Origin of the sequence: Streptomyces sp. NPDC050211, assembly GCF_040656035.1 — a bacterium.
GTDB lineage: Bacteria > Actinomycetota > Actinomycetes > Streptomycetales > Streptomycetaceae > Streptomyces.
Map to the genome: position 1 here is coordinate 58,638 of NZ_JBFALC010000021.1, position 25,985 is coordinate 84,622.

The following is a 25,985-nucleotide window of genomic DNA, read 5'->3' on the forward strand; positions in this document are numbered from 1 at the left end:
CTATGCGGGGTGCGTTGTGGGTCGGGGCTGCGTCGGGGGCGCGTACGGCGAAGCCCCCGCCCGGTGACCGGGCGGGGGCTTCGGGGCCGTACGGCTGATGCCTACTTGAGCAGCGCCGGGATCGTGTTCTCGTGCGCCTCACGCAGTTCCGCCAGGGGGAGCGTGAACTCTCCCTGGAGCTCCACGGCGTCACCGTCCACGACACCGATCCGCGTGACCGGCAGGCCCCGCGCGCCGCACATGTCGTTGAAGCGGACCTCCTCGGAGCGCGGTACGGCGACGAGCGCGCGGCCCGCCGACTCGGAGAGGAGGAAGGTGAAGGCGTCGAGCCCGTCGGGGACGATGAGTCGCGCGCCCTTGCCGCCGAGCAGCGCGGACTCGACCACGGCCTGGATGAGGCCGCCGTCGGACAGGTCGTGCGCGGAGTCGATCATGCCGTCGCGGGAGGCGGAGATCAGGATCTCGGCGAGGAGGCGTTCCCGCTCCAGGTCAACCTGGGGCGGCAGGCCGCCCAGGTGGTCGTGGACGACCTGCGACCAGGCCGAGCCGCCGAACTCCTCACCCGTGTCGCCGAGGAGGTAGAGCAGCTGGCCCTCCTCCTGGAAGGCGACCGGCGTGCGGCGCGCGACATCGTCGATCACGCCGAGGACCGCCACGACCGGGGTGGGGTGGATGGCCACCTCGCCCGTCTGGTTGTAGAGGGAGACGTTGCCGCCCGTCACGGGGGTGCCCAACTGCTGGCAAGCGTCGGCGAGTCCGCGCACGGCCTCCGCGAACTGCCACATCACCGCCGGGTCCTCGGGCGAGCCGAAGTTCAGGCAGTCCGACACCGCCAGCGGCTTCGCGCCCGTCGTCGCCACGTTGCGGTAGGCCTCCGCGAGCGCCAACTGCGCGCCCGCGTAAGGGTCCAGCTTCGCGTACCGCCCGTTGCCGTCCGTCGCGATCGCCACGCCGAGGCCGCTCGCCTCGTCGATGCGGATCATCCCGGAGTCCTCGGGCTGGGCCAGCACCGTGTTGCCCTGCACGAAGTGGTCGTACTGCGAGGTGATCCACTTCTTGGAGGCCTGGTTCGGGGAGGCGACCAGCTTCAGGACCTGCTGCTTCAGTTCGTCCGAAGTCGCCGGCCGTGACAGCTTGTTCGCGTCGTCCGCCTGCAGCGCGTCCTGCCAGGACGGGCGGGCGTACGGGCGCTCGTACGTCGGACCCTCGTGGGCCACCGTGCGCGGGTCCACGTCGACGATCTTGCCGCCGTGCCAGTAGATCTCCAGGCGGTCGCCGTCGGTGACCTCACCGATGACGGTCGCGATGACGTCCCACTTCTCGCAGATCTCCAGGAATCGGTCGACCTTCTCCGGCTCCACGACCGCGCACATGCGTTCCTGCGACTCGCTCATGAGGATTTCCTCGGGAGAGAGGGTCGAGTCGCGGAGCGGGACGTCGTCCAGGGTGACGCGCATGCCGCCCGAGCCGTTCGACGCCAGCTCGGACGTGGCGCAGGACAGGCCCGCGGCGCCGAGGTCCTGGATGCCGACGACCAGCTTCTCCTTGAACGCCTCCAGGGTGCACTCGATGAGCAGCTTCTCCTGGAAGGGGTCGCCGACCTGGACCGCCGGACGCTTCGAAGGCTTGGCGTCGTCGAAGGTCTCGGACGCGAGGATCGACGCGCCACCGATGCCGTCGCCGCCGGTGCGAGCCCCGTACAGGATGACCTTGTTGCCCGCGCCGGACGCCTTCGCGAGGTGGATGTCCTCGTGCCGCATGACGCCGATGGCACCGGCGTTGACCAGCGGGTTGCCCTGGTAGCAGGAGTCGAAGACGACCTCGCCGCCGATGTTGGGCAGGCCCAGGCAGTTGCCGTAGCCGCCGATGCCGGCGACGACGCCCGGGAGGACGCGCTTGGTGTCGGGGTGGTCCGCGGCGCCGAAGCGCAGCGGGTCGACCACCGCGACCGGGCGCGCGCCCATCGCGATGATGTCGCGCACGATGCCGCCCACACCCGTGGCCGCGCCCTGGTAGGGCTCGACGTAGGAGGGGTGGTTGTGCGACTCGACCTTGAAGGTGACCGCGTAGCCCTGGCCGACGTCCACGACACCGGCGTTCTCGCCGATGCCGACGAGCAGGGCGTCCGACTGGGGGGCCTTCTCGCCGAACTGGCGCAGGTGCACCTTCGACGACTTGTACGAGCAGTGCTCGGACCACATGACGGAGTACATGGCCAGCTCGGCACCGGTGGGCCGGCGGCCGAGGATCTCCACGACCCTCTCGTACTCGTCCTTCTTCAGGCCGAGTTCGGCCCAGGGCAGCTCGACGTCGGGGGTCGCGGTCGCGTGCTCGACCGTGTCCAGAGGCGTCCGGCTCATGCGTTGACCAGCTTCTTGAGGATCGAGGTGAAGAAGGGAAGGCCGTCGGTGCGGCCGGACCCGATGAGGGGCTCGACGGCGTGCTCCGGGTGCGGCATGAGGCCTACGACGTTCCCGGCCTCGTTGGTGATGCCGGCGATGTCGTTGAGCGAGCCGTTGGGGTTGAAGTCGAGGTACCGGAAGGCGACGCGGCCCTCGGCCTCCAGCTTGTCCAGCGTGTACTGGTCGGCGACGTACCGGCCGTCCATGTTCTTCAGCGGGATGTGGATCTCCTGGCCCGCCGAGTAGTCGGTCGTCCAGGCCGTCTCCGCGTTCTCCACCCGCAGCTTCTGGTCGCGGCAGATGAAGTGGAGGTGGTCGTTGCCGAGCATCCCGCCCGGGAGCAGGTGGGCCTCGGTGAGGATCTGGAAGCCGTTGCAGATACCGAGGACGGGGAGGCCGGCTTTCGCCTGCTCGATGACCGTCTCCATCACCGGCGAGAAGCGGGAGATGGCGCCGGCCCGCAGATAGTCGCCGTAGGAGAAACCACCGGGGAGGACGACCGCGTCGACCTGGTGGAGGTCCTTGTCCTTGTGCCAGAGAGCTACGGGTTCGGCACCCGCGAGCCGGATCGCACGCTGAGTGTCCCGGTCGTCGAGACTGCCCGGGAAAGTGACGACACCAATACGGGCGGTCACTTGGCCGCCTCCGCCACTTCTTCCACCTTGACCGTGAAGTCCTCGATCACGGTGTTGGCGAGGAAGGATTCCGCAAGATCATGGATGCGGGCGAGCGCGGCCTCGTCGACCGGCCCGTCAACTTCCAGTTCGAATCGCTTTCCCTGACGTACGTCCGAGATGCCTTCGAAACCCAGCCGCGGCAGTGCGCGCTGCACCGCCTGGCCCTGGGGGTCGAGGATCTCCGGCTTGAGCATGACGTCGACTACGACGCGTGCCACTGGCACTCCCGGTGTTGTGGTGCTGAGCAGGTTCCTACAGTGCCTTCAGACTACCCGCACCAAATTTCTACGCGCGTCGACTTGTAGGTTCCTACGTGACTGCCGTCACGATCCGGCATCGGAAGCCGCCTTCACGAAAATTTCCGGGAAAGATCCCCGATCGACACCCGGATACCCATTGCGCTCGGACACGCGGACAGATTTAGTCGGTCTTCACAATGCATTGCCGGGCACTGTACAAATGAATTGGCAAAGTGCCGCATGAAGGGACCGATATTCGTGGCGCAGAAGGTCGTGGTCACCCTCTTTGACGACATCGACGGTTCAGAAGCGGCGGAGACGATCGCTTTTGGACTCGACGGCAAGTCGTACGAGATCGACCTGAATCAAGCCAATGCCAAGAAACTGCGTAAGGCGCTCGCGCCGTACGTGGAGGCCGGCCGGAAGCGGTCGCGGTCCGGCAAGGCGTACCGGCAGACCGAGGTCGCCCCCGACCCGGCAGCCGTCCGGGCCTGGGCCCAGGCCAACAAGATGGAGGTGCCGGCCCGCGGCCGGATCCCCAAGAAGGTCTACGAGGCGTTCGCCGCCGCCCGGTGAGGCGCCGGCCGCCGTTGTCCTCAGGTTGTGTCAGCGGGCCCTGAGGACAACCGACTTGCGCTGCACCCCTCCAGATCAGTTAGAGTCTGGAGTACGCCGCCGGGCAGGACCGAGAAAGTCCAGCTCACGGAGTACATGCGGGTGTAGTTCAGTAGTAGAACATCCCCCTTCCAGGGGGAAGGCGCAGTGTGCAATTCCTGTCACCCGCTCTGCACCGCCGTCCGGACCACTGTTGTGGATCAGGTAGGCTGGTGCTCGCGCCGATCGGTGAGAGCCGGTCGGATGCAATGCGGACGTAGCTCAGTTGGTAGAGCGCAACCTTGCCAAGGTTGAGGTCGCGAGTTCGAGCCTCGTCGTCCGCTCTCTTTCGAAGACCCCGGTCGATCCGACCGGGGTCTTTTTCGTTCTGTCCAGCGTCCGCCTGACATTTGTCATGTCGAGTGATGACAGCGTGCACTGCTTCCGGGCCCGGTTCGACGGGACGCTGAAGGCATGAACTCAAACGAACACGAGCACGTGATCGAGGTCACCGACCTGCGGCGTGTGTACGGGGGCGGGTTCGAGGCCGTACGCGGGGTCACCTTCTCCGTGGCCCGCGGCGAGCTCTTCGCACTCCTCGGCACCAACGGGGCCGGCAAGACGTCGACCGTCGAACTGCTGGAGGGGCTCGCCGCCCCCGCCGGGGGCCGGGTGCGGGTGCTGGGCCACGACCCGTACGCCGACCGGGCCGCCGTACGACCTCGCACCGGGGTGATGCTGCAGGAGGGCGGGTTTCCGTCCGAGCTGACCGTCGCCGAGACGGCGCGGATGTGGGCGGCCTGCACGAGCGGGGCACGGCCGGTGGAAGAGGCGCTGGGGCTGGTCCGCCTGGAGCGGCGGGCCGGCGTGCGGGTGAAGCAGCTGTCCGGGGGTGAGCGGCGGCGTCTGGATCTCGCGCTGGCGCTGCTCGGCAACCCGGAGGTGCTGTTCCTGGACGAGCCGACGACCGGGATGGACGCCGAAGGGCGCCGGGACACCTGGGAGTTGGTGCGGTCGCTGCGCGAGGGCGGTACGACCGTCCTGCTGACCACGCACTACCTGGAGGAGGCCGAGCAGCTCGCCGACCGGCTGGCGATCATGCACGAGGGGCGGATCGCGGCGGCCGGCACGCCCGCCGAGGTGACGGCGTCCCAGCCGTCCCGGATCTCCTTCGAGCTGCCCACGGGGTACTTCGTCGGAGACCTGCCGCCGCTCGGTGAGCTGGGGGTGAGCGGGCACGAGGTGGACGGGCGCGTCGTACGGCTGCGGACCCAGGAGCTGCAGCGGACCGCCACCGAGGTGCTGATGTGGGCCGCGCGGGCCGGGGTCGAGCTGCACCGCCTCGATGTGCGCCCGGCCTCGCTGGAAGAGGCGTTTCTGGGGATCGCCCGGGAGGCGTCCGACGCTCCCGCCACCGAGAAGGAGTACGTGTGAGTACGGTGACCACTCCCGCGGGGCGCATGGCCGCCCTCGCCCGCGCCGAGCTGATGCTGCTCGGGCGCAGCAAGGCCACGCTCGTCTCGGCGCTGTTCGTACCGCTGGTGATACCGATCAGTGTGCGGTCGGCGTTTCCGGAGTCGGAACTCGAGGAGGTCGGGCTCTCCGTCGGGCTGGTGATGCTGAACGCCGCGATCGGTTTCTCGCTGCTGTTCGCCGTGTACTCGGCGCTGGTCGGCGTCTTCACCGCGCGGCGTGAGGAACTCGTCCTCAAGCGGCTGCGCACAGGGGAGCTGCGGGACACGGAGATCCTGGCGGGTGCCGCGACGCCGGCCTCGGTGATCGGGCTGGCGCAGTGCCTGCTGCTGGCCATCGGCTGCTCGGCTCTGCTCGACGTCCCGGCGCCCAAGGCCGTGTATCTCGCCGTCCTGGGAGTGCTGTTGGGCGTGGTGATGTGTGTGGCGCTCGCGGCCGTCACCGCCAGCTACTCGCGGACCGTGGAGAGCGCGCAGGTCACCACGCTGCCCCTGCTGTTCATCTCGATGCTCGGCTCCGGCATCGCCATCCCGTTGGAAATGCTGCCCGACCGGCTGGCTTCCGTCCTGGAGCTGCTGCCGCTGTCGCCGGTGATGAAGCTGGTGCAGGGCGGCTGGAGCGGGGATCTCTCGGCGAGCGAGGCGTTCGGCTCCATGACGCTCGCGCTGGCCTGGACCCTGGTCGCGGTGTTTGCTGTACGGCGGTGGTTCCGGTGGGAGCCGCGGCACTGACGGACGGGAGCGAGGGTATGCGGGGGCCGGAGCGCTGGTGGCGGGGCAAGAGCACACCGGCGAAGGTGGAGACGTATACGCGGTGGTCGTACCACAGCTTCCTGGTGGTCGAGGTCGCGACGGTCGGGCTGGCCGTCTTCGGCAAGACAGGGATCCAGCTCGCGGGGTGGCTGTTCGTGACGGTGTGCGCGCACGCCCTTCTCGGCACGGTCACCGTCGCCCGGGCGCTCGACTGGACACGCGGGCGCCGCCCGCAACCCCTGCGGCTGATGTGGGCGCTGGGGGTGGTCACGGCGCTGATCGCGGTCGGCACGCTGCTCCTCGCCGATCGCAGCGCAGGCGACACCGACGCCGACACCGCGGCCGGCGGTCTCTTCGGCACGGTGGTGATCTTCGGTGTCGGCATCATCGCGCTCGGCATCCGCGGCCGGTGGCGTGTGCTGATGCTGGTGGCGGGTTTCACCGCGGGCGCCGCTCTGGTGCCGCTCCTGCTGGGTGCCCCCGGGGACGCCGCGCTGGCCACGGCCGTCGCGGTCCTGGCCGGGTCCGGCTTCCTCGCCTTCGCGTCCGTCTTCTCCGTCTGGCTGCTCAACGCCGTCTACGCGCTCGGCGACGCCCGGGAGACCCGCGCCCGGCTCGCCGTCGCCGAGGAGCGGCTCCGCTTCGGGCGGGATCTGCATGACGTGATGGGGCGGAATCTCGCGGTGATCGCGTTGAAGAGCGAGCTGGCCGTGCAGCTGGCGCGGCGGGGGCGGCCGGAGGCCGTGGAGCAGATGATCGAGGTGCAGCGGATCGCGCATGAGTCGCAGCGGGAGGTGCGGGATGTCGTACGGGGATATCGGGAGTCCGACCTGTCCGTCGAACTCGCCGGTGCGCGGGGGGTGTTGACCGCGGCAGGGATCGACTGCGAGGTGTCCGGCTCGATCGAGGGGCTGCCGGTCGCCGTGCAGTCGGCGCTCGGGTGGGTGGTGCGTGAGGCGACGACGAATGTGCTGCGGCATGGGGATGCCGGGCGCTGTGAGGTGTCCGTGCGGATGAGGGAGGGGCGGGTGGTACTGACCGTGGAGAACAACGGGGCTCGTACGGCGTCCGGCTCCGGTGGTTCGGGGCTGGCGGGGCTGCGGGAGCGGCTGGCGGCGGTGGACGGGACGCTGGAGGCGGGACCAGTGCGGGAGGGTGTGTTCCGGCTGGTGGCCGAGGTGCCGGTGACTACGGCTGTGGTCAGTGGGGTCGCTTCATGACCGTCCGGCTGCTGCTCGCCGACGACGAACACCTCATCCGGGGTGCGCTCGCCGCGCTGCTCGCGCTGGAGGACGATCTCCTGATCGTCGCCGAGGCGGCCACCGGACCGGAGGCGCTGGCGATGGCCCGGGCGCATGCGCCGGATGTGGCCGTGCTCGATCTTCAGATGCCCGGCGCCGACGGTGTGAAGGTCGCCACATCGCTACGGACCGAACTGCCGGAGTGCCAGGTGCTGATCGTGACCAGTCATGGTCGGCCGGGGCATCTGAAGCGGGCGCTCGCGGCCGGTGTACGCGGGTTCGTCCCGAAGACGGTGAGCGCGCGGCGGCTCGCGGAGGTCATCCGCACGGTGCACGCCGGGAACCGTTACGTCGACCCGGAGTTGGCCGCCGACGCGATCTCCGCCGGGGACTCGCCGCTGACCGCGCGCGAGGCCGAGGTGCTGGAACTCGCCGCCGACGGGGCGCCCGTATCGGAGATCGCGGAGCGGGCCGCGCTGTCGCAGGGGACCGTACGGAACTATCTGTCGTCGGCCGTCTCCAAGCTCGGGGCGGAGAACCGGCATGCGGCGGTACGGCTCGCGCGTGAGCGAGGTTGGGTATAGTTGCTCTCGCGCCACGGCGCAGTGCGGACGTAGCTCAGTTGGTAGAGCGCAACCTTGCCAAGGTTGAGGTCGCGAGTTCGAGCCTCGTCGTCCGCTCTGTGTGAGACCCCGGTCGGTTCCTCCGACCGGGGTCTTCCGCGTTCACGCCCAGCTCGTGCCCGTCAGCCGCTCGTACGCCTCCACGTACTTGGCGCGGGTCGCGTCCACCACGTGCTGCGGCAGCGCGGGCGGCGGCTGCTCGCTCTTGCGGTCCCAGCCGGACTCCGGCGAGGTCAGCCAGTCACGCACGAACTGCTTGTCGTACGACGGCTGCGGGCGCCCCGGCTGCCACTGGTCGGCCGGCCAGAAGCGGGAGGAGTCCGGGGTGAGGACCTCGTCGGCGAGGACCAGGTTGCCGTCGTCGAAGCCGAACTCGAACTTGGTGTCCGCCAGGATGATCCCGCGGTCCCGGGCGATGGCGCGGCCGCGGGTGTAGACGGCGAGGGTGGCCTGGCGCAGCCGGGCGGCGGTGTCGGCGCCGACCTGGCGGGCGACCTCCTCGTACGACACGTTCTCGTCGTGCTCGCCGACGGCCGCCTTGGTGGCGGGGGTGAAGATCGGGGCGGGGAGCTCCGAGCCGTCGCTCAGCCCCTCGGGGAGGGCGAGGCCGCAGACGGTGCGGGACTCGTTGTACTCGGCGAGGCCCGAGCCGGTGAGGTAGCCGCGGGCCACGCTCTCGACGGGGATCATCTGGAGGGCCTTGCAGATGAGGGTGCGGCCTTCCCATGCGGCGGGGGCGCCGGCGGGCAGGTCGGTGCTCAGGACGTGGTTGGGGATCAGGTCGGCGACCTGGTCGAACCACCACAGGGAGAGCTGGGTGAGGACACGGCCCTTGTCGGGGATCTCTGTCGGCAACACCCAGTCGTACGCGGAGATGCGGTCGCTGGCGACCATCACGAGGTCGCCCGCCTCGTTCTGGTACAGGTCGCGCACCTTGCCGGTGTGCAGATGCACCAGACCCGGAACCTGGAGGGGCTCGGGCTTTTCAACGAATCCGGACACGGTTCCTCCCCGTGGTGATGTCCAAGTGAGCTGATTCTCCCGTATGCGGGAGTGACCTTGGACAAGGGGGTTCAGTCACGTTTGCAGATGCGGTCCAGGAGGTTGGCCGTGGCCCGCTGGATACGGGGGTCCACGTGGCCGGGGCGGTCCAGAGCCGGGGACCAGGCGAACGTTCCGGACGCGAACACCAGGGCGCCCGAGGGGGCGCGGTACAGGGAGGTCTCCTGGTGGCGTAAGGCGCCGTCGCTGTCGCTGTACGGGGAGTGGGCGAGCAGGATGCGGTTCTCGTGCTCGGGGAGCGGGGTGCGCGGGAAGTAGCGGTCGGCCTCGCCCGCGACCAGGCCGTCGATCTCGTCGCCCTCGTGCGCGCCGGTCGCCTCCCACAGCCAGTGCTCGGCGTTGCGGACGATCAGGGGGTGCGGCTCGGGGACGCGGCCCGCGTACTGGATGCCGACGAGTTGCTGCTCGGGGCGGTCGATCTCGCGCCAGAGGACCGGCCTGCCCGGTCCTTTCCGTTTGCGGCAGGTGAGCAGGCGGTCGGGGACGCCGGACGGGGACGGGCCCAACTCCACTTGCCAGTACATGGTGTTGGCGGAGAGGAAGACCAGGGAGGTGCCCTGCTCGCGGGCGAGTTCCGTGGTGCGGCGCATGGCCGGCGACCAGTACTCGTCGTGGCCGGGGAAGACCAGGCCCCGGTAGCGGGCGGGGTCGACCAGGCCGGCGTGCAGGTCGCGGGCGTCGGCGTAGGCGAGGTCGTAGCCGTAGCGCTCGGCCCAGCGGATGAAGTCGTAGGCGTGGCCGACGTGGAGGGGGAGGCCCGCGCCGGCGTACGGGCGGTCGAAGGAGACCGTGGTCGCGGCGTCGGCCTCGCCCAGCAGGCGGCCCTGCTCGTCCCAGGCGTGGTAGAGGCTGGCGCCGGTGCGGCCGTCCTCCGGGTAGAGGTTGTAGGCCTGCCAGGTGATGTCGGGCAGGAGAAGCAGCAGATCCGCGGGGTGGTTGTCGCGGACCGTGAAGGGCACGTGGGAGCGGTAGCCGTCGGCGGTGGTGAGGACGGCGACATAGGCGCCGATGCTCCAGTAGGAGGGGATCTGCAGCCGCCAGGACAGCCACCAGTGGTGGCAGGAGACGGTCCGGTCGGCGGTGAGCGGGGGTGGCTGGACGATGCCGGACAGGCGGGGGCTGGTGGTGATCTTGGCCGCGCCGTCGCCGCCGTAGTGGCCGATGCGGTAGACGTCGACGCTGAATTCCTGGGGCGGGTCGACGGTGATGTGGAAGTCGATGGCCTCGCCGGGGGCGACCGCGCCGGTGGAGGCGAAGCCCTTGATCTGGCGCTTGACGTCGTCGGCGGCGCGCGGGCCGCCGCCGGTGGCCGAACGCGGGGCGGGGACGCGGGGGTTCTCGGTCGACTGCGCGGGGCTGGGGTCCACATACCAGGGGACGACCTGGCCGGTGTCGTCGAAGTAGGTCTCGCTGCCGCGCAGCCAGGGGACGGGGCCCTGGCCGAAGGGGTCCGTCACCGCGTGCGCCAGCGCGCCCGACTCCCAGCGGCGAATCTGCTGCGACGCCATGATCGCTCCCCTCCCTTGTGCCCCCGCGTTCGTACGTCCTGTGCGTACGTCCTGTGCGTGCCTCGTGTGCCTGTCTTATGTCGCAAGCCCTTGCCATGGGCGCGATCGGTCCCAGCACATCACATAACGCACGCAGGCTGTCACTATTCGTTGCGAATTGGCCGAAAGTGGAATCCGAGCTTCCGGCCGGGTTTGGGCTCCAACGGCGTCCGGGGGCTGGCCTCCGGTCGGGTCCGTCAGGTCCGTACGGCCCGTCCGGTCCGTTCGGTTCGTCAGACGAGGCGGACCGGCTTCTCCGGGCGTATCCCCGACTCCACCAGCCAGGCCCGCAGCGGGGCCGGGTCGCCGTCCTCGATCAGGCTGAGGACTCTGGGGGTCAGATCGGCGGCGCGCTCGCCGTTGACGATGAGGGACGGGCCGTCGAGCCAGTCGAGGCCGGGAGTCGCCCCCGCGGTGTCCATCGCGGCGCAGCACACCATCGCCGTGACGTGGTCGGCGAGCAGTTCGCGGGCGGTGCGGGGCGGCTGCAGCGGGAAGAGCGGGAGCGTGCCGTCGTCCCAGAGGGCGGTGTCCGGGCCCTGGCCGGCGGTCGAGGACGCCTTTCGGTCGGCGGGGGTCGCGGCTTCCTCCCGGGCCAGTTCGGTGGTGAGGCCTGCGGCGAGGGCTGAGGTGCGGTCGTTGTCGGCGTCTGTGTCGGGGCTGACGTTGGGGTTGGGGCGGGCGTCGGGGCTGGGGCCGACGTCGGTGTTGGGGCGAGTGACGGTGTTGGGGCTGGCGCTGGTGTCGGGGCCGGGGCGCGCGTCGGTGTCGGCGCCGGGGCTGACATCGGGGCCGGGGCGCGCGTCGGCGTCGGCGGTCGGTGTGGCCGACAGGTGGTCGAGGACGCGGGCGAGGGTGGGGCCGTGGGCTTCTGGGGTGGTGTGGCCGGGGGTGCGGCGGACGCCGAGGGCGTCGAGGACGCGGTGGAGGCGGGCCGCGTCGGTGCGCCATTTGCGGTCGACGACCTCCTCCGGGTACTCCTGCCAGTCGACCGGGGACCAGTCCGGGCCGGGCTCGGCGGGGCCACGGTGGAAGAGGCGGGCGGCGAGGAGTGAGGCGGCCTCGTCCACCGCGCCGGGCTCTTCGAGCAGGTCACAGGCGGGGCGCTCGCCCAGCCGCGAGGCGAAGCCCTCGGCCAGCCGGTCGCGGCGGGACAGCTCGGTCAGCGCGGCCACGACGCCCGCGTCCAGCCGGGACGGCCAGCGCCCCATCCGCCAGGCGGGCAGCGCGACCCGGGTCAGCAGCCGGTCCCAGCCCGCGTACGCCAGCCCGACCTGCTCCTGCGCGACGATCCGCAGTCCGTAATCCACAGCCTGTGCACGCTCGGCGGCCGCGGCGGCCACGCCCCTCTCCATCTCGGCCGCATGCCCCCGGCAGCTGCGCAGCAGCACCCGCGCCACCCAGCCCACTCCCGCGAGCACCGTGCGCGCCACGGGCCCGCGATGGGGCGCCGAGGTGACCGCCACCGCCGCGTCCAGACCCCGTACGAAACGGCGGGCCGCCGCTATGTCGGGGTGCGCCGACGGGCCCGTACCGGCGACGACCGGGGCGAGGACCGCGCGCAGTTCGCCGACGCGCATCCACCACAGGAACGGGGAGCCGATGACGAGGACGGGGGCTGTGGCGCTGCGGCGGTGGGCGTGTCTGCCCAGGCCCGCTATTTCGTCACCGTCCTCCGGAGGGGGCGGGCCGTGGGACAGATGCGCACGGTCCTCCAGCCAGCTGTCGCAGTCCGGTGTGAGCGCTATGGCGGAGGGGGCCGGGACGTCGAGGCGTTCGGCGAGGTCGCGCACCATGCGATACAGATCCGGCGCCGACTCCTCGCCGATCGGGACCGTCGGGCTCACCGCGGGGCGGGAACGGGCGACGACCAGCGCGATAACGCCGGCCGCGAGCAGCACCAGCACGGCGAGCGGCGTGACGATCCAGCGCGTGGTGTGCCAGCCCGCGCCCACGAGATGGCCGGTGGACGCGCCGGCCAGCAACACCACGGCGAGTGCCGCGGGCAGCAGTGCGACGGCCAGCGCCCGGCTGCGGATGTGCAGCACGGCGAGAGCCCTGGAGCGCGCGGACTGTGTGCCGGCCTCCCCACCCATACCGGTCATGATCGGTCGTCACCCCCTCCCTACTGTCCCGAACGGCGGCAGGTGCGGCGCCCGCCGTGACGGTGCCCGTCACCGTGGTCGCCGCCGACTGCCCTGGCGTTGCTCACTCCCCCACTGTGGCACCCACCACCGACATCGCAATGCCGGTGGGCCAAGTGCCGGAACGCTTGCGCCGCACCCTAGTTGGGGCCCCGGCCCTCGTCAGCGGTATGGGCCACCGGTCACTCGATGGAATGGCTTTGGGGAAAGGTGGATGACGGACAGCGACGATCAGGCCCCGAATCCATAGACGGATTCGAGGCCTGAGGGGTTGGTCGGTGACCGGGTTTTGGGTGCCCGGCCGCCGCTGATGGCTTACGCGCCCGCCACCTTCGCCGCGATGTCCGTGCGGTGCTGGGAGCCGTCGAGGTGGATGCGGGAGACGGCCTGGTAGGCGCGGTCGCGGGCCTCGGTGAGGTTCTTGCCGGTGGCCGTGACGGAGAGGACACGGCCACCCGCGCTGACGATCGCGTCGCCGGCGCGCTTCGTCCCGGCGTGCAGGACGTACGCGTGCGGGGCGTCCTGCGCGGCCACCTCGTCGAGGCCGGTGATCGGGTCGCCGGTGCGCGGGGTCGCGGGGTAGTTGTGCGAGGCGACGACCACGGTGACCGCGGCGTCGTCGCTCCAGCGCAGGGGCTCGAGGACGTCGAGAGTGCCGTGCGCCGCGGCCAGCAGGACACCGGCCAGCGGGGTCTTGAGGCGGGCGAGGACGACCTGGGTCTCGGGGTCGCCGAAGCGGGCGTTGAACTCGATGACCCGTACGCCCCGGCCGGTGATCGCGAGACCGGCGTACAGCAGGCCGGAGAAGGGGGTGCCGCGCCGGCGCATCTCGTCGACGGTGGGCTGGAGCACGGTCTGCATGACCTCGTCGACCAGCTTCGGGTCGGCCCAGGGCAGCGGGGAGTACGCGCCCATGCCGCCGGTGTTCGGGCCCTCGTCGCCGTCCAGGGCGCGCTTGAAGTCCTGGGCGGGCTGGAGCGGGACGACCGTCACGCCGTCGGTGACCGCGAAGAGGGAGACCTCGGGGCCGTCCAGGTACTCCTCGATGACGACGCGCTCACAGGCGTTGGCGTGCGCCGCGGCCGCCTCGATGTCGCCGGTGACGACGACGCCCTTGCCGGCCGCGAGCCCGTCGTCCTTCACGACATACGGTGCGCCGAAGGCGTCGAGCGCCTCGTCGACCTCCGCGGGCGTGGTGCACACGTACGACCTGGCCGTAGGCACGCCGGCCCCCGCCATGACCTCCTTCGCGAAGGCCTTGGAACCCTCCAGCTGCGCGGCCTCCTTGGACGGGCCGAAGACCGGAATCCCCGCCTCACGCACAGCATCGGCGACCCCCGCGACAAGCGGCGCCTCCGGGCCTACGACGACCAGGTCGGCGCCGAGCTCGATAGCCAGCGCGGATACGGCCGTGCCGTCCAGGGCGTCCACCTGGTGCAGCTCGGCGACCTCGGCGATACCGGCGTTGCCGGGGGCGCAGTGCAGCGCGGTGACGTCGGGATCGAGGGACAGGGAACGGCACAGGGCGTGTTCGCGGGCGCCGTTTCCGATGACGAGGACCTTCACGGGGTCAGCCTAACCGGCGGGGGGCTGCGTGAATTGTGCGGGTTGCTGAGGGGCGGGGGGTTGTTCGGTTGGAGGATCCTCCGAGGTACCGGTGCGTGCTTGTCCTGACCGTCGGTCTCCGGGAGACGGCCCCGACCCGTTCCCTACTCGTTCGTGAACTCCTCCACCACCGTCGCCCCCAGCTCCTTCACGATGAGTTCGTGGCCGGAGAGGGCCGACTCGTCGAGGTCCGGGTCGTCGTCCTCCGGGGTGTCGTCCTCGGGGGAGACGGGGGGTGGCTCCGGAGTGGACGACGCGGGTGAGGACGAGGGCCGGGGTGCAGGGGCGGCAGGAGCCGGGGTGGGCGCTGGCGAGGTGGGTGGGGGCTGGGGGGACGCCGGGCGCGGGGGCGTCGTAGCTCCGCTGCCGCCCTGACCACTTCCACCGGCGCTGCCTCCACCCCCGTAGCCACCGCCGCCGTTGAAGCCGGAGGGACCGGAGGAACTGGATGGCTGTGGGGGTGCCGAGCCGCCCGACGGGTCGACGACGGCCTCGATCTTCCACTGGACGTTGAACTGCTCGGCCAGCGCCTGTCGCAGCACGTCCTCGCTGCCGCTGCTGGCGAAGTTGTCCCGGGCACCGGCGTTGACGAAGCCGAGCTGGAGGGTGGTGCCGTCGAAGCCGACCACCTGGGCGTTCTGGCTGAGCAGGATCCAGGTGAAGCGACGGCGGTTCTTGACGGTCTCGAGGATGTTGGGCCAGAGCATGCGGGGGTCGAGGCCGCCGGGTGCCGGGGTGGATGCGGGGGTGGCGGTGTGTGGGGTGGGCGGTGACGGCGGCGTGGGCGCAGGTGCGGGTGTGCCGGCGGCTGCGGGCTGGCCACCGCCCGCCGGGGTCGCCGTGGGCCAGCCGCCGGGGCGTCGGCCGCCGCCGGCGGGAGTGGTGGTGGGCCAGGCGCCGGGGGTGGAGCCGGGGGCAGGGCTGGGTGCGCCCTGGCCAGGCTGGGGCTGCTGAGGCTGTTGGCTCTGATGCGGCTGTTTCTGAGTCTGCGGCGGCTGGGCCTGCTGCGGCTGCTGGCCGTACTGCGGCTGACCGCCACCGGAAGGTCCGCCACCCGGACCGACGGCGGCAGGCGGAACCGCCCCGGCCGCCGACGTCGTACCACTGTCCGGATCGTTCGCACCCACCGAACCCGCCCCAGAACCACCGGAGCCGGGCCCGGAGCCGGAGCCCCGCACCGCAGCCCGAGCCGCAGCGGCCCCGCCCCCCGGAGGAACCGGAGGAGCCGCAGCACTCATGGCCCCCGTCCCCGCACCCGCACCCGCGTGCGCCTCGGGCCCGGGCACGTATCCCATGGCGGGCGCCCCGCCCCCGGCCGAGAAGTTCACGCCGCGCTCGAGCCGGTCGAGGCGGGCCATGACTGACCGCTCGTCCCCGTACGCGGCGGGCAGCATCACGCGCGCGCAGATCAGTTCGAGCTGGAGTCGGGGTGAGGTGGCGCCCCGCATCTCGGTCAGGCCTTCGTTGACGAGGTCGGCGGCGCGGCTGAGTTCGGCGGCGCCGAAGGTGCCGGCCTGGGCCTGCATCCGCTCGAGCACGTCGGCGGGGGCATCGATGAGCCCCTTCTCCACCGCATCCGGAACGGCGGCGAGGATCACGAGATCCCGCAGCCGCTCCAGCAGATCGGCGACGAAGCGACGCGGGTCGTTGCCGCCCTCGATGATGCGGTCGACGACCTCGAAGGCGGCGGCCCCGTCGCCTGTGGTGAAGGCCTCGACTACGGAGTCGAGCAGCGAGGTGTCCGTGTAGCCGAGCAGCGAGATGGCCATGGCATACGTCACACCGTCGGCACCGGCCGCGGCGAGGAGCTGGTCCATGACGGACATGGAGTCACGCACGGACCCGGCTCCGGCGCGCACCACCAGCGGCAGCACACCGTCCTCGACGGGGATGTTCTCCCGCCCGCACACCTCGCCGAGGTACTCCCTCAGCGTCCCCGGCGGAACGAGCCGGAACGGATAGTGATGGGTCCGCGACCGGATCGTCCCGATGACCTTCTCGGGCTCGGTGGTGGCGAAGATGAACTTGAGGTGCTCCGGCGGCTCCTCGACGACCTTCAGCAGCGCGTTGAAACCGGCCGACGTGACCATGTGGGCCTCGTCGATGATGTAGATCTTGTAGCGGCTGCCGGCCGGGCCGAAGAAGGCCTTCTCCCGCAGGTCACGCGCATCATCGACACCACCGTGCGAAGCGGCGTCGATCTCGATGACATCGATGGAACCGGGCCCGTTCCGCGCAAGATCCCGGCAGGACTGGCACTCACCGCACGGGGTGGGCGTGGGCCCCTGCTCGCAGTTCAGGCACCGCGCCAGAATCCGCGCGCTCGTCGTCTTGCCGCATCCGCGCGGACCGCTGAACAGGTACGCGTGATTGACCCGGTTGTTCCGCAGCGCCTGCTGCAGCGGGTCGGTTACATGCTCCTGCCCGATGACCTCGGCGAACGACTCCGGGCGATAGCGGCGGTACAGCGCAAGAGACGACACGCATACGAGGTTATAGGCGCCCACTGACATCGAGCCCCGCCCGCCGGTCGCCCGGGCAACGCAAGCGCCCCCCACGCACCCGCCAGAGCCAACCTACCCTTGCTGCCTTCCGGCCCTGGGGGAGTTCAGTCAGATAGCGCCGCGTGAGGGGCTGCGCCCACAGTACCCGATGCCGGCCAGGGGGAACGAGTTCGCGAGCACTCCTCAACGTCTTGTATTGTTTGCGGCGGAGGATTCGCCTAGAGGCCTAGGGCGCACGCTTGGAAAGCGTGTTGGGGGCAACCCCTCACGAGTTCGAATCTCGTATCCTCCGCCAGTGCCTCACCGGGCACGATGTCGAAGGGCCCCACCGTTCGCGGTGGGGCCCTTCGTCGTGTGTGGTCTCAGTTTTGGTCTCAGTTGGCGCGATGAGACCGGGGCGGACCTCGGCGAACGGTGCCGTGGCACAGCGATCAGTAACAGTGGTTCTACTCGGCACTGGCTGCTGGCCGAGAGCGTGCCGCGAGGAGCAGGCCCGCCAAGGCCAGGACCATCCAGGCGGCGAGATAGGCGAAAGCGGCACTCTGCGAGATTGCCGTCCACAGAATTCCCGCGACAGCGCTGGCCGCGAGATTGCCCAGCGACTGGACGGTGGCAAGCAGGCCGAAGGCTCCTGCAGGCGATTCGAGAGTTCCCGGGCACCCCGGACAAGCTCCGCCTGGCGTCCGGCATCAAGCGCTACCTCGACGCAGTGCCCCGCTGTGCCCAGAACACCCAGAACGCCGGAATCCGAGAGGCTCCGGCATCTTCGTCGCCTCGGTCGGCCCGCCGTCGACGCGTGAGGAGCTGATCGTCCTCGGCGTGATGCGCCCCCGCCGCGACGGCCGCATCGACCTGCCGGACGTGTACCGCATCGCCTTCAACATCGGCCGCAAGGGAGGTGTGCCGAGGGTCTCGGGGTAGGGCGCCGTTGCCTCAACGGACGATCAGGGGCTCAACGGACGACCAGGGGCCGGAACGCGTCCCGTACGTCGGACTTGGACTCCTGGACGTAGTCGTCCGGATCCGGACCCGAGTCGTCGCTGTCGTAGCCGTACTCGTAGTACGAGACGGACGGAGGGCAACTGGAGCCGTCGATCTGGATTTTGCGGTTGGTGACGAGCTTGCCGGTGCGCAGTTCGTAGACCTTCACCGGCATCGCGATCTTGTGGAAGGTCACGTTGGTGACGGAGTCGGAGCCGTACTCGTACGGGCAGGTCCGGACGGCGGAGCCGAAGGTGCCGTCGCCGACGCAGACCACCAGGACGGCGTCCTCGACGGCGTCGGCGCGCCAGGAAGCGGGGAGTTGGCCGGCGTACTCGTCGTCGCCGGGAAACAGCGCGCGGTTGACGCCCTTGCCGACGCGCCCGGCGCCGCTGTACTTCACCGGGTGGGAGCAGTACTCGGGCTGCTCGTAGTCCTCGGCCGCGAGCAGGCCGCGTACGGTGTCCAGCTCGATGTTCTGCGTCGCCTTCTTGACTCCCTTGCCCGCCCTGCCCGTCAGGTCGTCGTCCGGGTACTGGTCGAGGAGCCGCTCGTAGCGCGTCCGGGCGTCCTTCCACTTGCTCTCCCGCATGAGGTCGTCACCGCACCCGACGAGAGCGGCGGGCGCGACCCGCTGGGCCGTGCCGGCGGACCGGTCCAGCAGGTCGTCACCGAGTTTGCGGCCGTTGAGCCAGTCGATGACGGTGACGGCGTCGCAGGCGTCGGCGTGGGGCAGGTCGTCGAGGAACTCGTCCAGCGTCGCTTCGACCGCTTTCTCGTCACCGGGTTCCGCGAGGACCGAGGCGAGGGTGCGGAAGCCTTGCCGCAGGGCGGCGGTGTCGCCGACCAGTGCGACGTTCAGCTCGCCCTGGGCCACCGCCAGTCGGTCACAGGTCCGTACGACCTCGTCGCCGTCGGCGGTCAGCGGTGCATCGGCGAGCCGGTGCCCGTACGACACCCGGTCCTGCGCCCGGGCCACTTCCGCGCAGTCGCCGCGTTCGCGGGCCTCGGAGACACTCCGCTCGATCCCGGCCGCGTCGACGCGCAGGAACACCACGCCCAGCAGCACCGGCAGCGTGACACCGAGGGCGACCAGCCACTGCCCGAGCCTGGAGCCCCGCCGGGCCCCGGCTCCTCGGCGGGCCAGGAACCACCCGTGGACGATGACGGCCGCCCACCACACCACCATCGCGATCTCGTACGACGGCGAGGCGGTCGAGCCGAGTCGGAGGGCGAGGACGAACGTGACGGCCAGGGCGACGGCGGCGAACCCACGCCGCCGCAAGATCAGATAGCCGACGCCGAGCAGAGAGGCATTACCCAGGGCGACGGCCCACGGGTCGTACGTCCCGGTCCCCGCGGATGGGGGCTCCGGTACGACGGGCGGGGCGGGCGGGGCGGGCGTTGGGTCGTTCATCGGGGTCCCCCGGCGCGGCGCTGAACGAGTCTGGTACCCACATGATGCGACCGACCCACCGGGACCCCTCCCGCTCTCTCAGCAGTGCCGGTCTCTCAGGAGTGCCGGTGGTAAGACTTGTTGGCGATGCGCCAGCCGTCGTCGGCGCGGACCAGCAGGAAGATGTCGGTGAAGGTGTCCGCACCTTGCGAGAGCATCATGGTCGCGGTCGCGTCGCTGCCGTGGACATCGACGGCGTCGATACGGCGGGAGCGGGTCGGTTCGTCCGGTGCTGGTCGGCCCTGGAAGAAACCGCAGTACTCGTCCAGGCGCCAGGAGACGAACACGCCGTCCCGGATCCCCTCGATGTGGGAGTTGGGCAGAAACGCGTCACGGATGTGGGTGGGCTCGCCGGTGGCGTGTTCGCGGATGTAGGCGCGGAGTGGTTCGAGTACGGCGTCCTCCGCCGCGGGGGCGGTGGCGGCGACGGCGATATCGGCCTCAAGGTCAACTGGGGGTCAGCCAGGCCCGTTGGGCCGCGCAAGGGGGCGTCCGACGCGGCTGCCAGCAAGGCCATGCCCTTGGCCAGCGCACCGATGAATTCGGCCGTGGCGGCGGGCGGCTCGGGCGGTCCAGACGGGTCGGGCGGCTCGCCGAGCAGGAAGCGTCGCTTGCGGGCCACGAGCCCGCCGAGCTGGCCGAGTTGGAGGACGTCCAGCGTCTGGGTACGGGGGCAGGCCGAGGGCGTCGGCCTGCCCCCGTACGTCACGCAGCGCAAGGACAGCGCCCGCAAGACTGTTGTTGGCGACCAGCTTGAGCGCGGCGGCGGTGGAGGCGTCGTCCACGCGCCGAGCGGCGCGAGGCACACCGAGCAGCCGTCAACACCACACCCACGGCACGTCTACGGCCCCGTAACGGCCGGTGGGCTGCACCGTTCCCGGTACAGCCCACCCATTCAGCAGCGACTACCGCTCTCGCCGTCGCCGTACTTACCTGGATCCTTCGCGCGATCCACAGCCTGTGCACAAGCCGCAGCAAAGGCCGCCGTCACAGCTCCTTCGTCTGTACCGCTCGCCCGAACGTCGATTTCCCCTCCCACCCTGCAACGGGCGTACCACCCGGCCGTCGCCGAGCCGAGACGACCAGCTCCGCAAAGCACGGTGATCCGGCACATACGCCTGTGCCCCTCTGCCAAGGCCAAGGCAGAGGGGCACCGCGGAGTTGCCCGGCGTTGAAATGCCGACGAAGGCGGCGTTCACGATGCCGATGAACTCTGACGGTGACGCCCCACCGCGGGGTGTTCCGGTGGGGCGGTCGTCGGCAAGGTGTCGTGCTTCTTCGGCGAGGTGCCGGTGGTCCGGAACCTGTATTCAGTACCCAAGATCAGGTCGTCATTCGCCGGATGTCGTCGGTGATGCCCTCCAGCGGCGCCGTGTTGCCGATGGAGGCGAACCAGTCCCACAGCTCCAGAGCGTGATAGAGGCGGTAGAGGCCGACGCGCTCGCTCCAGTCGGCGGGCAGCGTGTCGTAGCCGTCGCACAGCGCTTCGCGCTTGTCCTGGTCGTCGTGGACGGAGTAGTAGTCGGTCTTGGCCACGTCCATCAGTGGATCCGCGGCGATCGCGTTCTCCACGTCGATGAAGCCGCTGACCTGCCATCCGCCGCTGTCCTCGGCGACCAGGACGTTGCCCTCGTGGAAGTCGTTGTGGCACAGCACGGCATGCCGGCACGCGCCGAGCAGCTCGGCCTGCCGAGCGACCTTCGCTTCGATGGCCGTCGCGAGCGCCGCATCGCCCCCGTGATCGGCGTACTCCCTGAGCTTCTTGTGGAACTGCCGTGTCATATAGGCGGTGTTCGTCGGCTCGGGATCCAGAACCCGCGTGGTGAGGTATCCGTAGGCGGCCTGCGGGATCTGGTGGACGGCAGCCATGCAGCCCCCGATCTGACGGTAGATCTCCCGCAGCGATGCCCTGTCGAGCGCGTGGCTGACGGCGGACAACGGCCGGCCCCTGAGCATCGTCATCACCGTGTAGCAGCGCCCCAGCGCGTTGTCGGCGTCCCCATGGTGCAACACGGCAGGCACCGGCCCGACACCGTGCTGCCGAAGCAGCTGGTAGACGTAGATCTCCTTCTCCTGTTTCCAGCGCCATTGATCGTCATAGATCTTGATGACGACCGGCTCGGCCGCCCCGACGAACCGGATCTCGAAGATCGTGCTCAGCTCCCCGCCAGTACGCAGAACGATCTCCCCGACGGACGCAGTGGGAAGGACGGGATGCAGGAGTTCCTCGGCCATCGCCGGCGGCAGCGCTGTGGTAGCGGACACGCTGAAACCGTAGATGTGCCAGGGCGGACGTCGCGAGCGAAATAGGGGCGGTGCGGAGAGCGTCGACGGAGAACGCCTGGCATGCCTTCTTCAGCAGCAGGTTCTGAGCTTGTCTTTCAACCTCGACTGCGTCCCGATTACGTGGAACGGGAGAGTTGCTCGCGCACCCATGCAGGATCGGGGTTGCTGTGCGGCTGGCCCGCCACGATGACGGTCCGCACGGTCTCGTTACCGTCGTTGGCTGCCCTCGCCGCTGCAGCTCCAGCCGGGTCGCGCCAGATGTCGACCCAGTGCACCTGGCGGGCGCTGCGGCCCAGCCGGATGCGCAGTCGGATGCAGTATTTGCAGCCGGGTCGCCAGAAGACGACCGGCCGGCCGTCGACCGCACTGCGGCGTTGTGCCTCCAACGCGCCGGTCGACCTCGGGAAGATCAGAGGCGAGTTCACGCCTGCGAGCAGCACAAAGACCAGCAGGAGGGCCGCGGTGGTGCCGGGGGTCCCGCTGACGATCAGGCCAGCCGCAAGGACTGAGCCGCAGAGCACCAGCAGCATCGGCAAGATCCATGAATGCTCGTGCTCTCCATTTCCCTGGCTCCGTCGCTGGGGTGGCACCCGGGCGGCGCGGGGCTCCGGTGGATCGTCGTGTTCAGTGCCGTGGGAATCGCCGTCCTGGTGGCCGCCCTGATCGCCAAGGCCCTGTCCACCGCCTTCAGGCCGCATCAGGACTGGGAGCGCAGAGAAGCACCGCCGAGGACGGACACACCGGCTTGGGTGTGCACCGTCGGCGGCACGCTCGTGTCCGTCGTCGTGGGTACCGGCGTCGCACACGAGGGCGCGTTCAACGGCCTGGCGGCGGTGCAGGCAGTCATGATCGCGCTGTTCGCGACGGAGGGCATGCTGGGCAACGGAGTCTGGCTGCATGTCGGGAAGCCGACGCCCGCCTCCCGGTCCGCCGTGGCATCCGTCGCCCTCGCCGTGGGGGTGACCACCTACTGGTCCTTGACCGGCCTGATCCGGCCGGGCGGTCAGAGCGCCCATCTGGGGCAGTCGCTGTCCGCGTGGCTGTGCTGCGCCGTCCTGGTCTTCGTCCTCGTCGTCTCCGCCACCTCGGCGGTGTACGTGGCCGGCGGGCGGGCCTACTGGACGGACTATCCCCCGGCCAACAACGTGATGCAGGACGCCTTCCTGCTGTCCGTCCTCTGGCTCACTCTCGGCTGGCTTCCGCAAACCGTCCTCACCCACATTCCGGCGTCGGCGACCGAGCGGTGGGCGGCCGTGGGCACCCTCCTCGCCGGCTTCATGCTCACCTTCTGCCCTCCCTTCCTGTGGACGCTGGAGAACAACGACACGCATGTGTGCAGACAACGGCTACGGCGCGGCGCCGCCGAACCTCCCTGGCCGACCTTCTCCGACTCCTCCTTCACTCGAATCGCCCACCTTCGGCGACGGTTATCCCATTTCCACACGTCTGTGACATCGCACGAGCACGAGCCCGGTGTGGACGGTCAGGAGTTGAACGCCGACGTCTTCCTGGTGCGGCTCAGCGGGCACACCGCCGCCCAGAACTCGATCGCCCTGCTGCTCGCGCTTGCCTCCCTGGTCGGAGCCGTAGGGATGACAGCCGGTTTCACGGGCGAGAGGGAACAGAGACGCTGAGCGCGTCTTCGCCCCTCGCATGGGCTATACGAGAAGGGGATGGTATCGATCACGATAGTATCTCTGTCGATACCATCTTCAACAGGAGGCTCGCCATGCGTCGTTTCATCGGGCGGGACCGCGAGCTGAACGTGCTCGGCAACGCCTTGCAGGCGGTTCATGATGCCGTTGGGTCAGCGAAGCCGGGCCAGTGCGTTCTCATGCGGGGGAGGCGGCGGGTCGGCAAGTCCAGCCTCGTCGAGGAGTTCCTCCGGCGCACCGGGACGCCGTACCTCTTCTTCACCGCTGCGGGCGGCACGGCTCAGGATGAACTGACGGAGTTGCTCGACGCCGTCGCCAGATCGACGCTGCCGGAGCGGGAACTGTTTGCGGAGGAGACCCCGGAGCAGTGGAATGCGGCATTCAGGCTGCTCGCGGAGATCCTGCCCGATGACAGCCCGAGCGTGGTCGTCATAGATGAGGTTCCGTATCTCATGGACCGCATCGACGCCTTCGAGGGCATGCTTCAGCGGGCGTGGGACCGGCTGCTCAGCCGCAAACCGGTACTCCTCCTCCTGGTCGGATCCGACCTGTCGATGATGGAGGCTCTGAACAGCTACGACCGCCCCTTTCATCAACGGGGGAGGGAAATGGTCGTGGGGCCTCTGAACCCGGCCGATATCGGCGAGATGCTCGGGCTTGAGCCCGCCGACGCATTCGACGCGGCCCTCATCACGGGCGGTCTCCCACTGATCTGCGCGGAGTGGCGGGCCGGAGCGGATGTCTGGGAGTTCCTCCGCGACTCTCTGGACAACCCGATCTCGGCGCTACTGGTCTCCGCCGAGCGCTCACTGGCCGCTGAGTTCCCACCGCAGGCGATGAGCCGGGAAGTGCTGCGGGCCATTGGAAGCGGGGAGCGAACGTTCACCAACATCGCGCGCGCCGCCGGCGGCATCTCACACACCACCCTCACCCGAGCCACGGATGTCCTGACCGGGAAGCGGGTGGTGGCAGCCGAGCTGCCGCTCTCGATGCGGCCGTCGAAGGAACGTCGCTACCGGGTGGCCGACCCCTACCTGCGGTTCTGGCTCGCGTTCCTGGATCCGCACATGGCGGAGATCGAGCGGATGCGAGGAGATCTCACTCTGGCCCGGATCAAGGAGCAGTGGACGAGCTGGCGGGGCCGAGCGATCGAACCGCTGGTCCGGGAATCCCTCGCCCGTCTCCTGCCGGACGGGCTCCTGCCCGCCGCCCCGGTGATCGGCGGGTACTGGACCCGCAGCAACGACGTCGAGATCGACCTCGTGGGCGCCGACCGGCAACCGGTGGCCAAGCAACTGCTCTTCCTCGGCTCGGTCAAGTGGCTGGAGACTTCCGCGTTCGACAGCCACGATCTGGCCGCGCTGCAGAAGCACCGCGCCGCAATCACCGACGAGCCCGTTCCGCTCGTGGCGGTCTCCCGCAACGGGATCAGCTGTTCCGGGCTCCAAGCGGTGTACGGCCCCGAGGAATTGCTCAGCGCTTGGCGGAGGGCGTGAGCAGGACCGGCCTCGCTGGTTGCGGTTCGTGACCGTGCCCCCTGGTCATGGACGTGATTCTTCCGGCACGTCGAGTGTCGTCCGCTTCGCCCTCGGGCGTCGGCGGCGCCGGTCCCGTACCGGCCAGAGCAGGACGTATGTGGTGGAGACCGCGACGAAGCCGAGGCGGAACAGGCCGCGGGTCGCGTCGTCGGGAACGAGGAAGACGGTGCCGTACAGGGTGATCAGGCCGATCCAGCTCCACCAGGGGACGAGGCGGCGCTGGCCGATGACGTCCCAGAGGAGGGTGCCGAGGAGGACGGAGGCGCAGTAGTAGGTGTAGACGCTCGGGTCCAGGAGGATGCGGGCGTTGGTGCCGAGGAGGACGACGGCGGGCCAGCGACCTCTTCGGACGGCGATGCAGCCCAGCGTGAGGCCCAGTGCGGCCTGGGCGGGGCGGTCCCAGGGAGGGGTGTGGGGGTCGTCGACGCCGAGCCACCGTAGGGCGGACGCCGGCTGGTTGGGGATGGTGAACTCGGCCGCGGCGAACGACTGCGGGGCGCCGAGGAAGAACGGCAGCCAGACGAGCGCGACCAAGCCCGCGCACCACAGGCCCGCGCGCAGCCACTGCGTTCTCGGCAGGGCGAGCAGCAGCGGCAGGAAGACCAGGGCGGTCGGTTTGGAGTCGACGGCCAGGGCCAGGAAGATGCCGGTCGCGGCCGGGTTGCGTCGGGTGAGGGAGCCCACGGCCAACGTCGTGAAGAAGAGGGCCAGCACGTCGTCGAGGTGGCCGAAGCGGACCGCGACCTCGATCCACATCGGGATGAAGGCCAGGCCCGCGATCAGCACGCGCTGCCGCAGCCGCTGGTGATTGGTCCCCGTGCCCAGGAAGTACTGGGCGGCGCTGCGTCCGGCCACCACCAGGATCACCAGGCCGAGCAGGGACATCACGGCGGCGGCCAGAAACTGCCCGACGGCATCCGAGAAGGGATTGAACAGGCCCGCCACCAGGAAGCTGACGGGTCCCATCTGCAGTTCGGGGTGGTGGGCGTACAGGTTCAGTCCGCCGTCTGCCCTGCCCGAGCCCGCGTAGAGCAACTCCCCGCCGGTGCGCAGATAGTGCCAGGAGAACCCTCCGTGCGGCTCGACCACCGCGAACCACAGGACGGTCCAGGCCGCGAGCAGCACCAGGTGCACCCGCTGACTGATGACCGGCACGCCTCGTCCCTTTCCCTTCGGTCCTTGTCGTCGCCGACCCCTCCTTGAGAT

The 25,985-nt window shown here is 70.1% G+C and carries 19 protein-coding genes, 4 tRNA genes, 1 other RNA gene and 1 pseudogene; 11 read left to right on the top strand and 14 right to left on the bottom strand.

The window, feature by feature from the left end; all coding sequences use genetic code 11:
- Window positions 1-101: 101 nt before the first annotated feature.
- The 3 genes from purL to purS are packed head-to-tail and all read right to left on the bottom strand — an operon-like array spanning window position 102 to window position 3,297.
- The gene (purL, locus tag AB0I98_RS21900; RefSeq protein WP_362944189.1) at window positions 102-2,360 is read right to left on the bottom strand and encodes a phosphoribosylformylglycinamidine synthase subunit PurL; all 2,259 of its coding nucleotides are present in this window, start codon (window positions 2,358-2,360) and stop codon (window positions 102-104) included.
- The gene (gene purQ, locus AB0I98_RS21905; RefSeq protein WP_362944191.1) at window positions 2,357-3,037 is read right to left on the bottom strand and encodes a phosphoribosylformylglycinamidine synthase subunit PurQ; all 681 of its coding nucleotides are present in this window, start codon (window positions 3,035-3,037) and stop codon (window positions 2,357-2,359) included. The genes purL and purQ overlap by 4 nt, the downstream gene beginning before the upstream one ends.
- Window positions 3,034-3,297, bottom strand: a complete 264-nt coding sequence (gene purS / locus AB0I98_RS21910; protein ID WP_015659417.1) for a phosphoribosylformylglycinamidine synthase subunit PurS — start codon at window positions 3,295-3,297, stop codon at window positions 3,034-3,036. The genes purQ and purS overlap by 4 nt, the downstream gene beginning before the upstream one ends.
- A 279-nt stretch (window positions 3,298-3,576) precedes the next feature.
- Between purS and AB0I98_RS21915 the strand changes: the two genes are divergently transcribed.
- The 8 genes from AB0I98_RS21915 to AB0I98_RS21950 all read left to right on the top strand — a co-directional run bounded on the left by AB0I98_RS21915 (window position 3,577) and on the right by AB0I98_RS21950 (window position 8,058).
- On the top strand, window positions 3,577-3,894 hold the full coding sequence (locus AB0I98_RS21915; protein ID WP_362944287.1) for an Lsr2 family protein: 318 nt from the start codon (window positions 3,577-3,579) through the stop codon (window positions 3,892-3,894).
- 137 nt (window positions 3,895-4,031) lie between these two features.
- Window positions 4,032-4,103 (top strand) — tRNA-Gly (locus AB0I98_RS21920).
- Between the two features lie 80 nt (window positions 4,104-4,183).
- Window positions 4,184-4,256, top strand: a tRNA-Gly gene (locus tag AB0I98_RS21925).
- A 130-nt stretch (window positions 4,257-4,386) separates the two neighbouring features.
- Window positions 4,387-5,346: an ABC transporter ATP-binding protein gene (locus AB0I98_RS21930; protein ID WP_362944193.1), complete on the top strand. Its 960-nt coding sequence runs from the start codon at window positions 4,387-4,389 to the stop codon at window positions 5,344-5,346.
- 26 nt (window positions 5,347-5,372) lie between these two features.
- The gene (locus tag AB0I98_RS21935) at window positions 5,373-6,116 is read left to right on the top strand and encodes an ABC transporter permease (protein ID WP_362944289.1); all 744 of its coding nucleotides are present in this window, start codon (window positions 5,373-5,375) and stop codon (window positions 6,114-6,116) included.
- 17 nt (window positions 6,117-6,133) lie between these two features.
- Window positions 6,134-7,357: a histidine kinase gene (locus tag AB0I98_RS21940; RefSeq protein ID WP_362944195.1), complete on the top strand. Its 1,224-nt coding sequence runs from the start codon at window positions 6,134-6,136 to the stop codon at window positions 7,355-7,357.
- Window positions 7,354-7,962 carry a response regulator transcription factor gene (locus AB0I98_RS21945; protein WP_362944197.1) on the top strand — a complete coding sequence of 203 codons (609 nt, stop codon included), beginning with the start codon at window positions 7,354-7,356 and terminating at the stop codon, window positions 7,960-7,962. The genes AB0I98_RS21940 and AB0I98_RS21945 overlap by 4 nt, the downstream gene beginning before the upstream one ends.
- A 23-nt stretch (window positions 7,963-7,985) precedes the next feature.
- Window positions 7,986-8,058: transfer RNA gene (locus AB0I98_RS21950), tRNA-Gly, on the top strand.
- Window positions 8,059-8,103: 45 nt separating this feature from the next.
- On the opposite strand, the gene AB0I98_RS21955 is transcribed toward AB0I98_RS21950, so the two are convergent.
- The 6 genes from AB0I98_RS21955 to ffs form a co-directional block, all read right to left on the bottom strand.
- Window positions 8,104-9,003 carry a phosphoribosylaminoimidazolesuccinocarboxamide synthase gene (locus AB0I98_RS21955; RefSeq protein ID WP_362944199.1) on the bottom strand — a complete coding sequence of 300 codons (900 nt, stop codon included), beginning with the start codon at window positions 9,001-9,003 and terminating at the stop codon, window positions 8,104-8,106.
- A gap of 71 nt (window positions 9,004-9,074) precedes the next feature.
- Window positions 9,075-10,571, bottom strand: a complete 1,497-nt coding sequence (locus tag AB0I98_RS21960) for a N,N-dimethylformamidase beta subunit family domain-containing protein (protein WP_362944201.1) — start codon at window positions 10,569-10,571, stop codon at window positions 9,075-9,077.
- Between the two features lie 272 nt (window positions 10,572-10,843).
- Window positions 10,844-12,715: a hypothetical protein gene (locus AB0I98_RS21965; RefSeq protein WP_362944203.1), complete on the bottom strand. Its 1,872-nt coding sequence runs from the start codon at window positions 12,713-12,715 to the stop codon at window positions 10,844-10,846.
- A gap of 354 nt (window positions 12,716-13,069) precedes the next feature.
- Window positions 13,070-14,320, bottom strand: a complete 1,251-nt coding sequence (gene purD, locus AB0I98_RS21970; RefSeq protein WP_362944205.1) for a phosphoribosylamine--glycine ligase — start codon at window positions 14,318-14,320, stop codon at window positions 13,070-13,072.
- A gap of 143 nt (window positions 14,321-14,463) precedes the next feature.
- On the bottom strand, window positions 14,464-16,842 hold the full coding sequence (locus tag AB0I98_RS21975; RefSeq protein ID WP_362944207.1) for a DNA polymerase III subunit gamma and tau: 2,379 nt from the start codon (window positions 16,840-16,842) through the stop codon (window positions 14,464-14,466).
- Between the two features lie 57 nt (window positions 16,843-16,899).
- Window positions 16,900-16,998: signal recognition particle sRNA small type (gene ffs / locus AB0I98_RS21980), an RNA gene on the bottom strand.
- A gap of 72 nt (window positions 16,999-17,070) precedes the next feature.
- Between ffs and AB0I98_RS21985 the strand changes: the two genes are divergently transcribed.
- A tRNA-Ser gene (locus AB0I98_RS21985) sits at window positions 17,071-17,158 on the top strand.
- 657 nt (window positions 17,159-17,815) lie between these two features.
- Here AB0I98_RS21985 and AB0I98_RS21990 read toward each other — a convergent pair.
- The 4 genes and pseudogenes from AB0I98_RS21990 to AB0I98_RS22005 form a co-directional block, all read right to left on the bottom strand.
- On the bottom strand, window positions 17,816-19,261 hold the full coding sequence (locus tag AB0I98_RS21990) for a hypothetical protein (protein ID WP_362944209.1): 1,446 nt from the start codon (window positions 19,259-19,261) through the stop codon (window positions 17,816-17,818).
- 95 nt (window positions 19,262-19,356) lie between these two features.
- Window positions 19,357-20,091: pseudogene (locus AB0I98_RS21995) on the bottom strand (nuclear transport factor 2 family protein); the annotation flags it as partial.
- Between the two features lie 532 nt (window positions 20,092-20,623).
- A complete protein-coding gene (locus AB0I98_RS22000; RefSeq protein ID WP_362944211.1) occupies window positions 20,624-21,565 on the bottom strand; it encodes an aminoglycoside phosphotransferase family protein in 942 nt (313 codons plus the stop codon).
- 137 nt (window positions 21,566-21,702) lie between these two features.
- Window positions 21,703-22,116, bottom strand: a complete 414-nt coding sequence (locus AB0I98_RS22005; RefSeq protein WP_362944213.1) for a hypothetical protein — start codon at window positions 22,114-22,116, stop codon at window positions 21,703-21,705.
- A 15-nt stretch (window positions 22,117-22,131) separates the two neighbouring features.
- Between AB0I98_RS22005 and AB0I98_RS22010 the strand changes: the two genes are divergently transcribed.
- Both AB0I98_RS22010 and AB0I98_RS22015 read left to right on the top strand, forming a co-directional pair.
- On the top strand, window positions 22,132-23,220 hold the full coding sequence (locus AB0I98_RS22010; protein WP_362944215.1) for a hypothetical protein: 1,089 nt from the start codon (window positions 22,132-22,134) through the stop codon (window positions 23,218-23,220).
- Window positions 23,221-23,315: 95 nt separating this feature from the next.
- Window positions 23,316-24,737, top strand: a complete 1,422-nt coding sequence (locus AB0I98_RS22015; protein WP_362944216.1) for an ATP-binding protein — start codon at window positions 23,316-23,318, stop codon at window positions 24,735-24,737.
- A gap of 45 nt (window positions 24,738-24,782) precedes the next feature.
- Here the strand turns inward: AB0I98_RS22015 and AB0I98_RS22020 are convergent, their stop codons facing one another.
- The gene (locus tag AB0I98_RS22020) at window positions 24,783-25,934 is read right to left on the bottom strand and encodes a hypothetical protein (RefSeq protein WP_362944218.1); all 1,152 of its coding nucleotides are present in this window, start codon (window positions 25,932-25,934) and stop codon (window positions 24,783-24,785) included.
- Window positions 25,935-25,985: the final 51 nt, after the last annotated feature.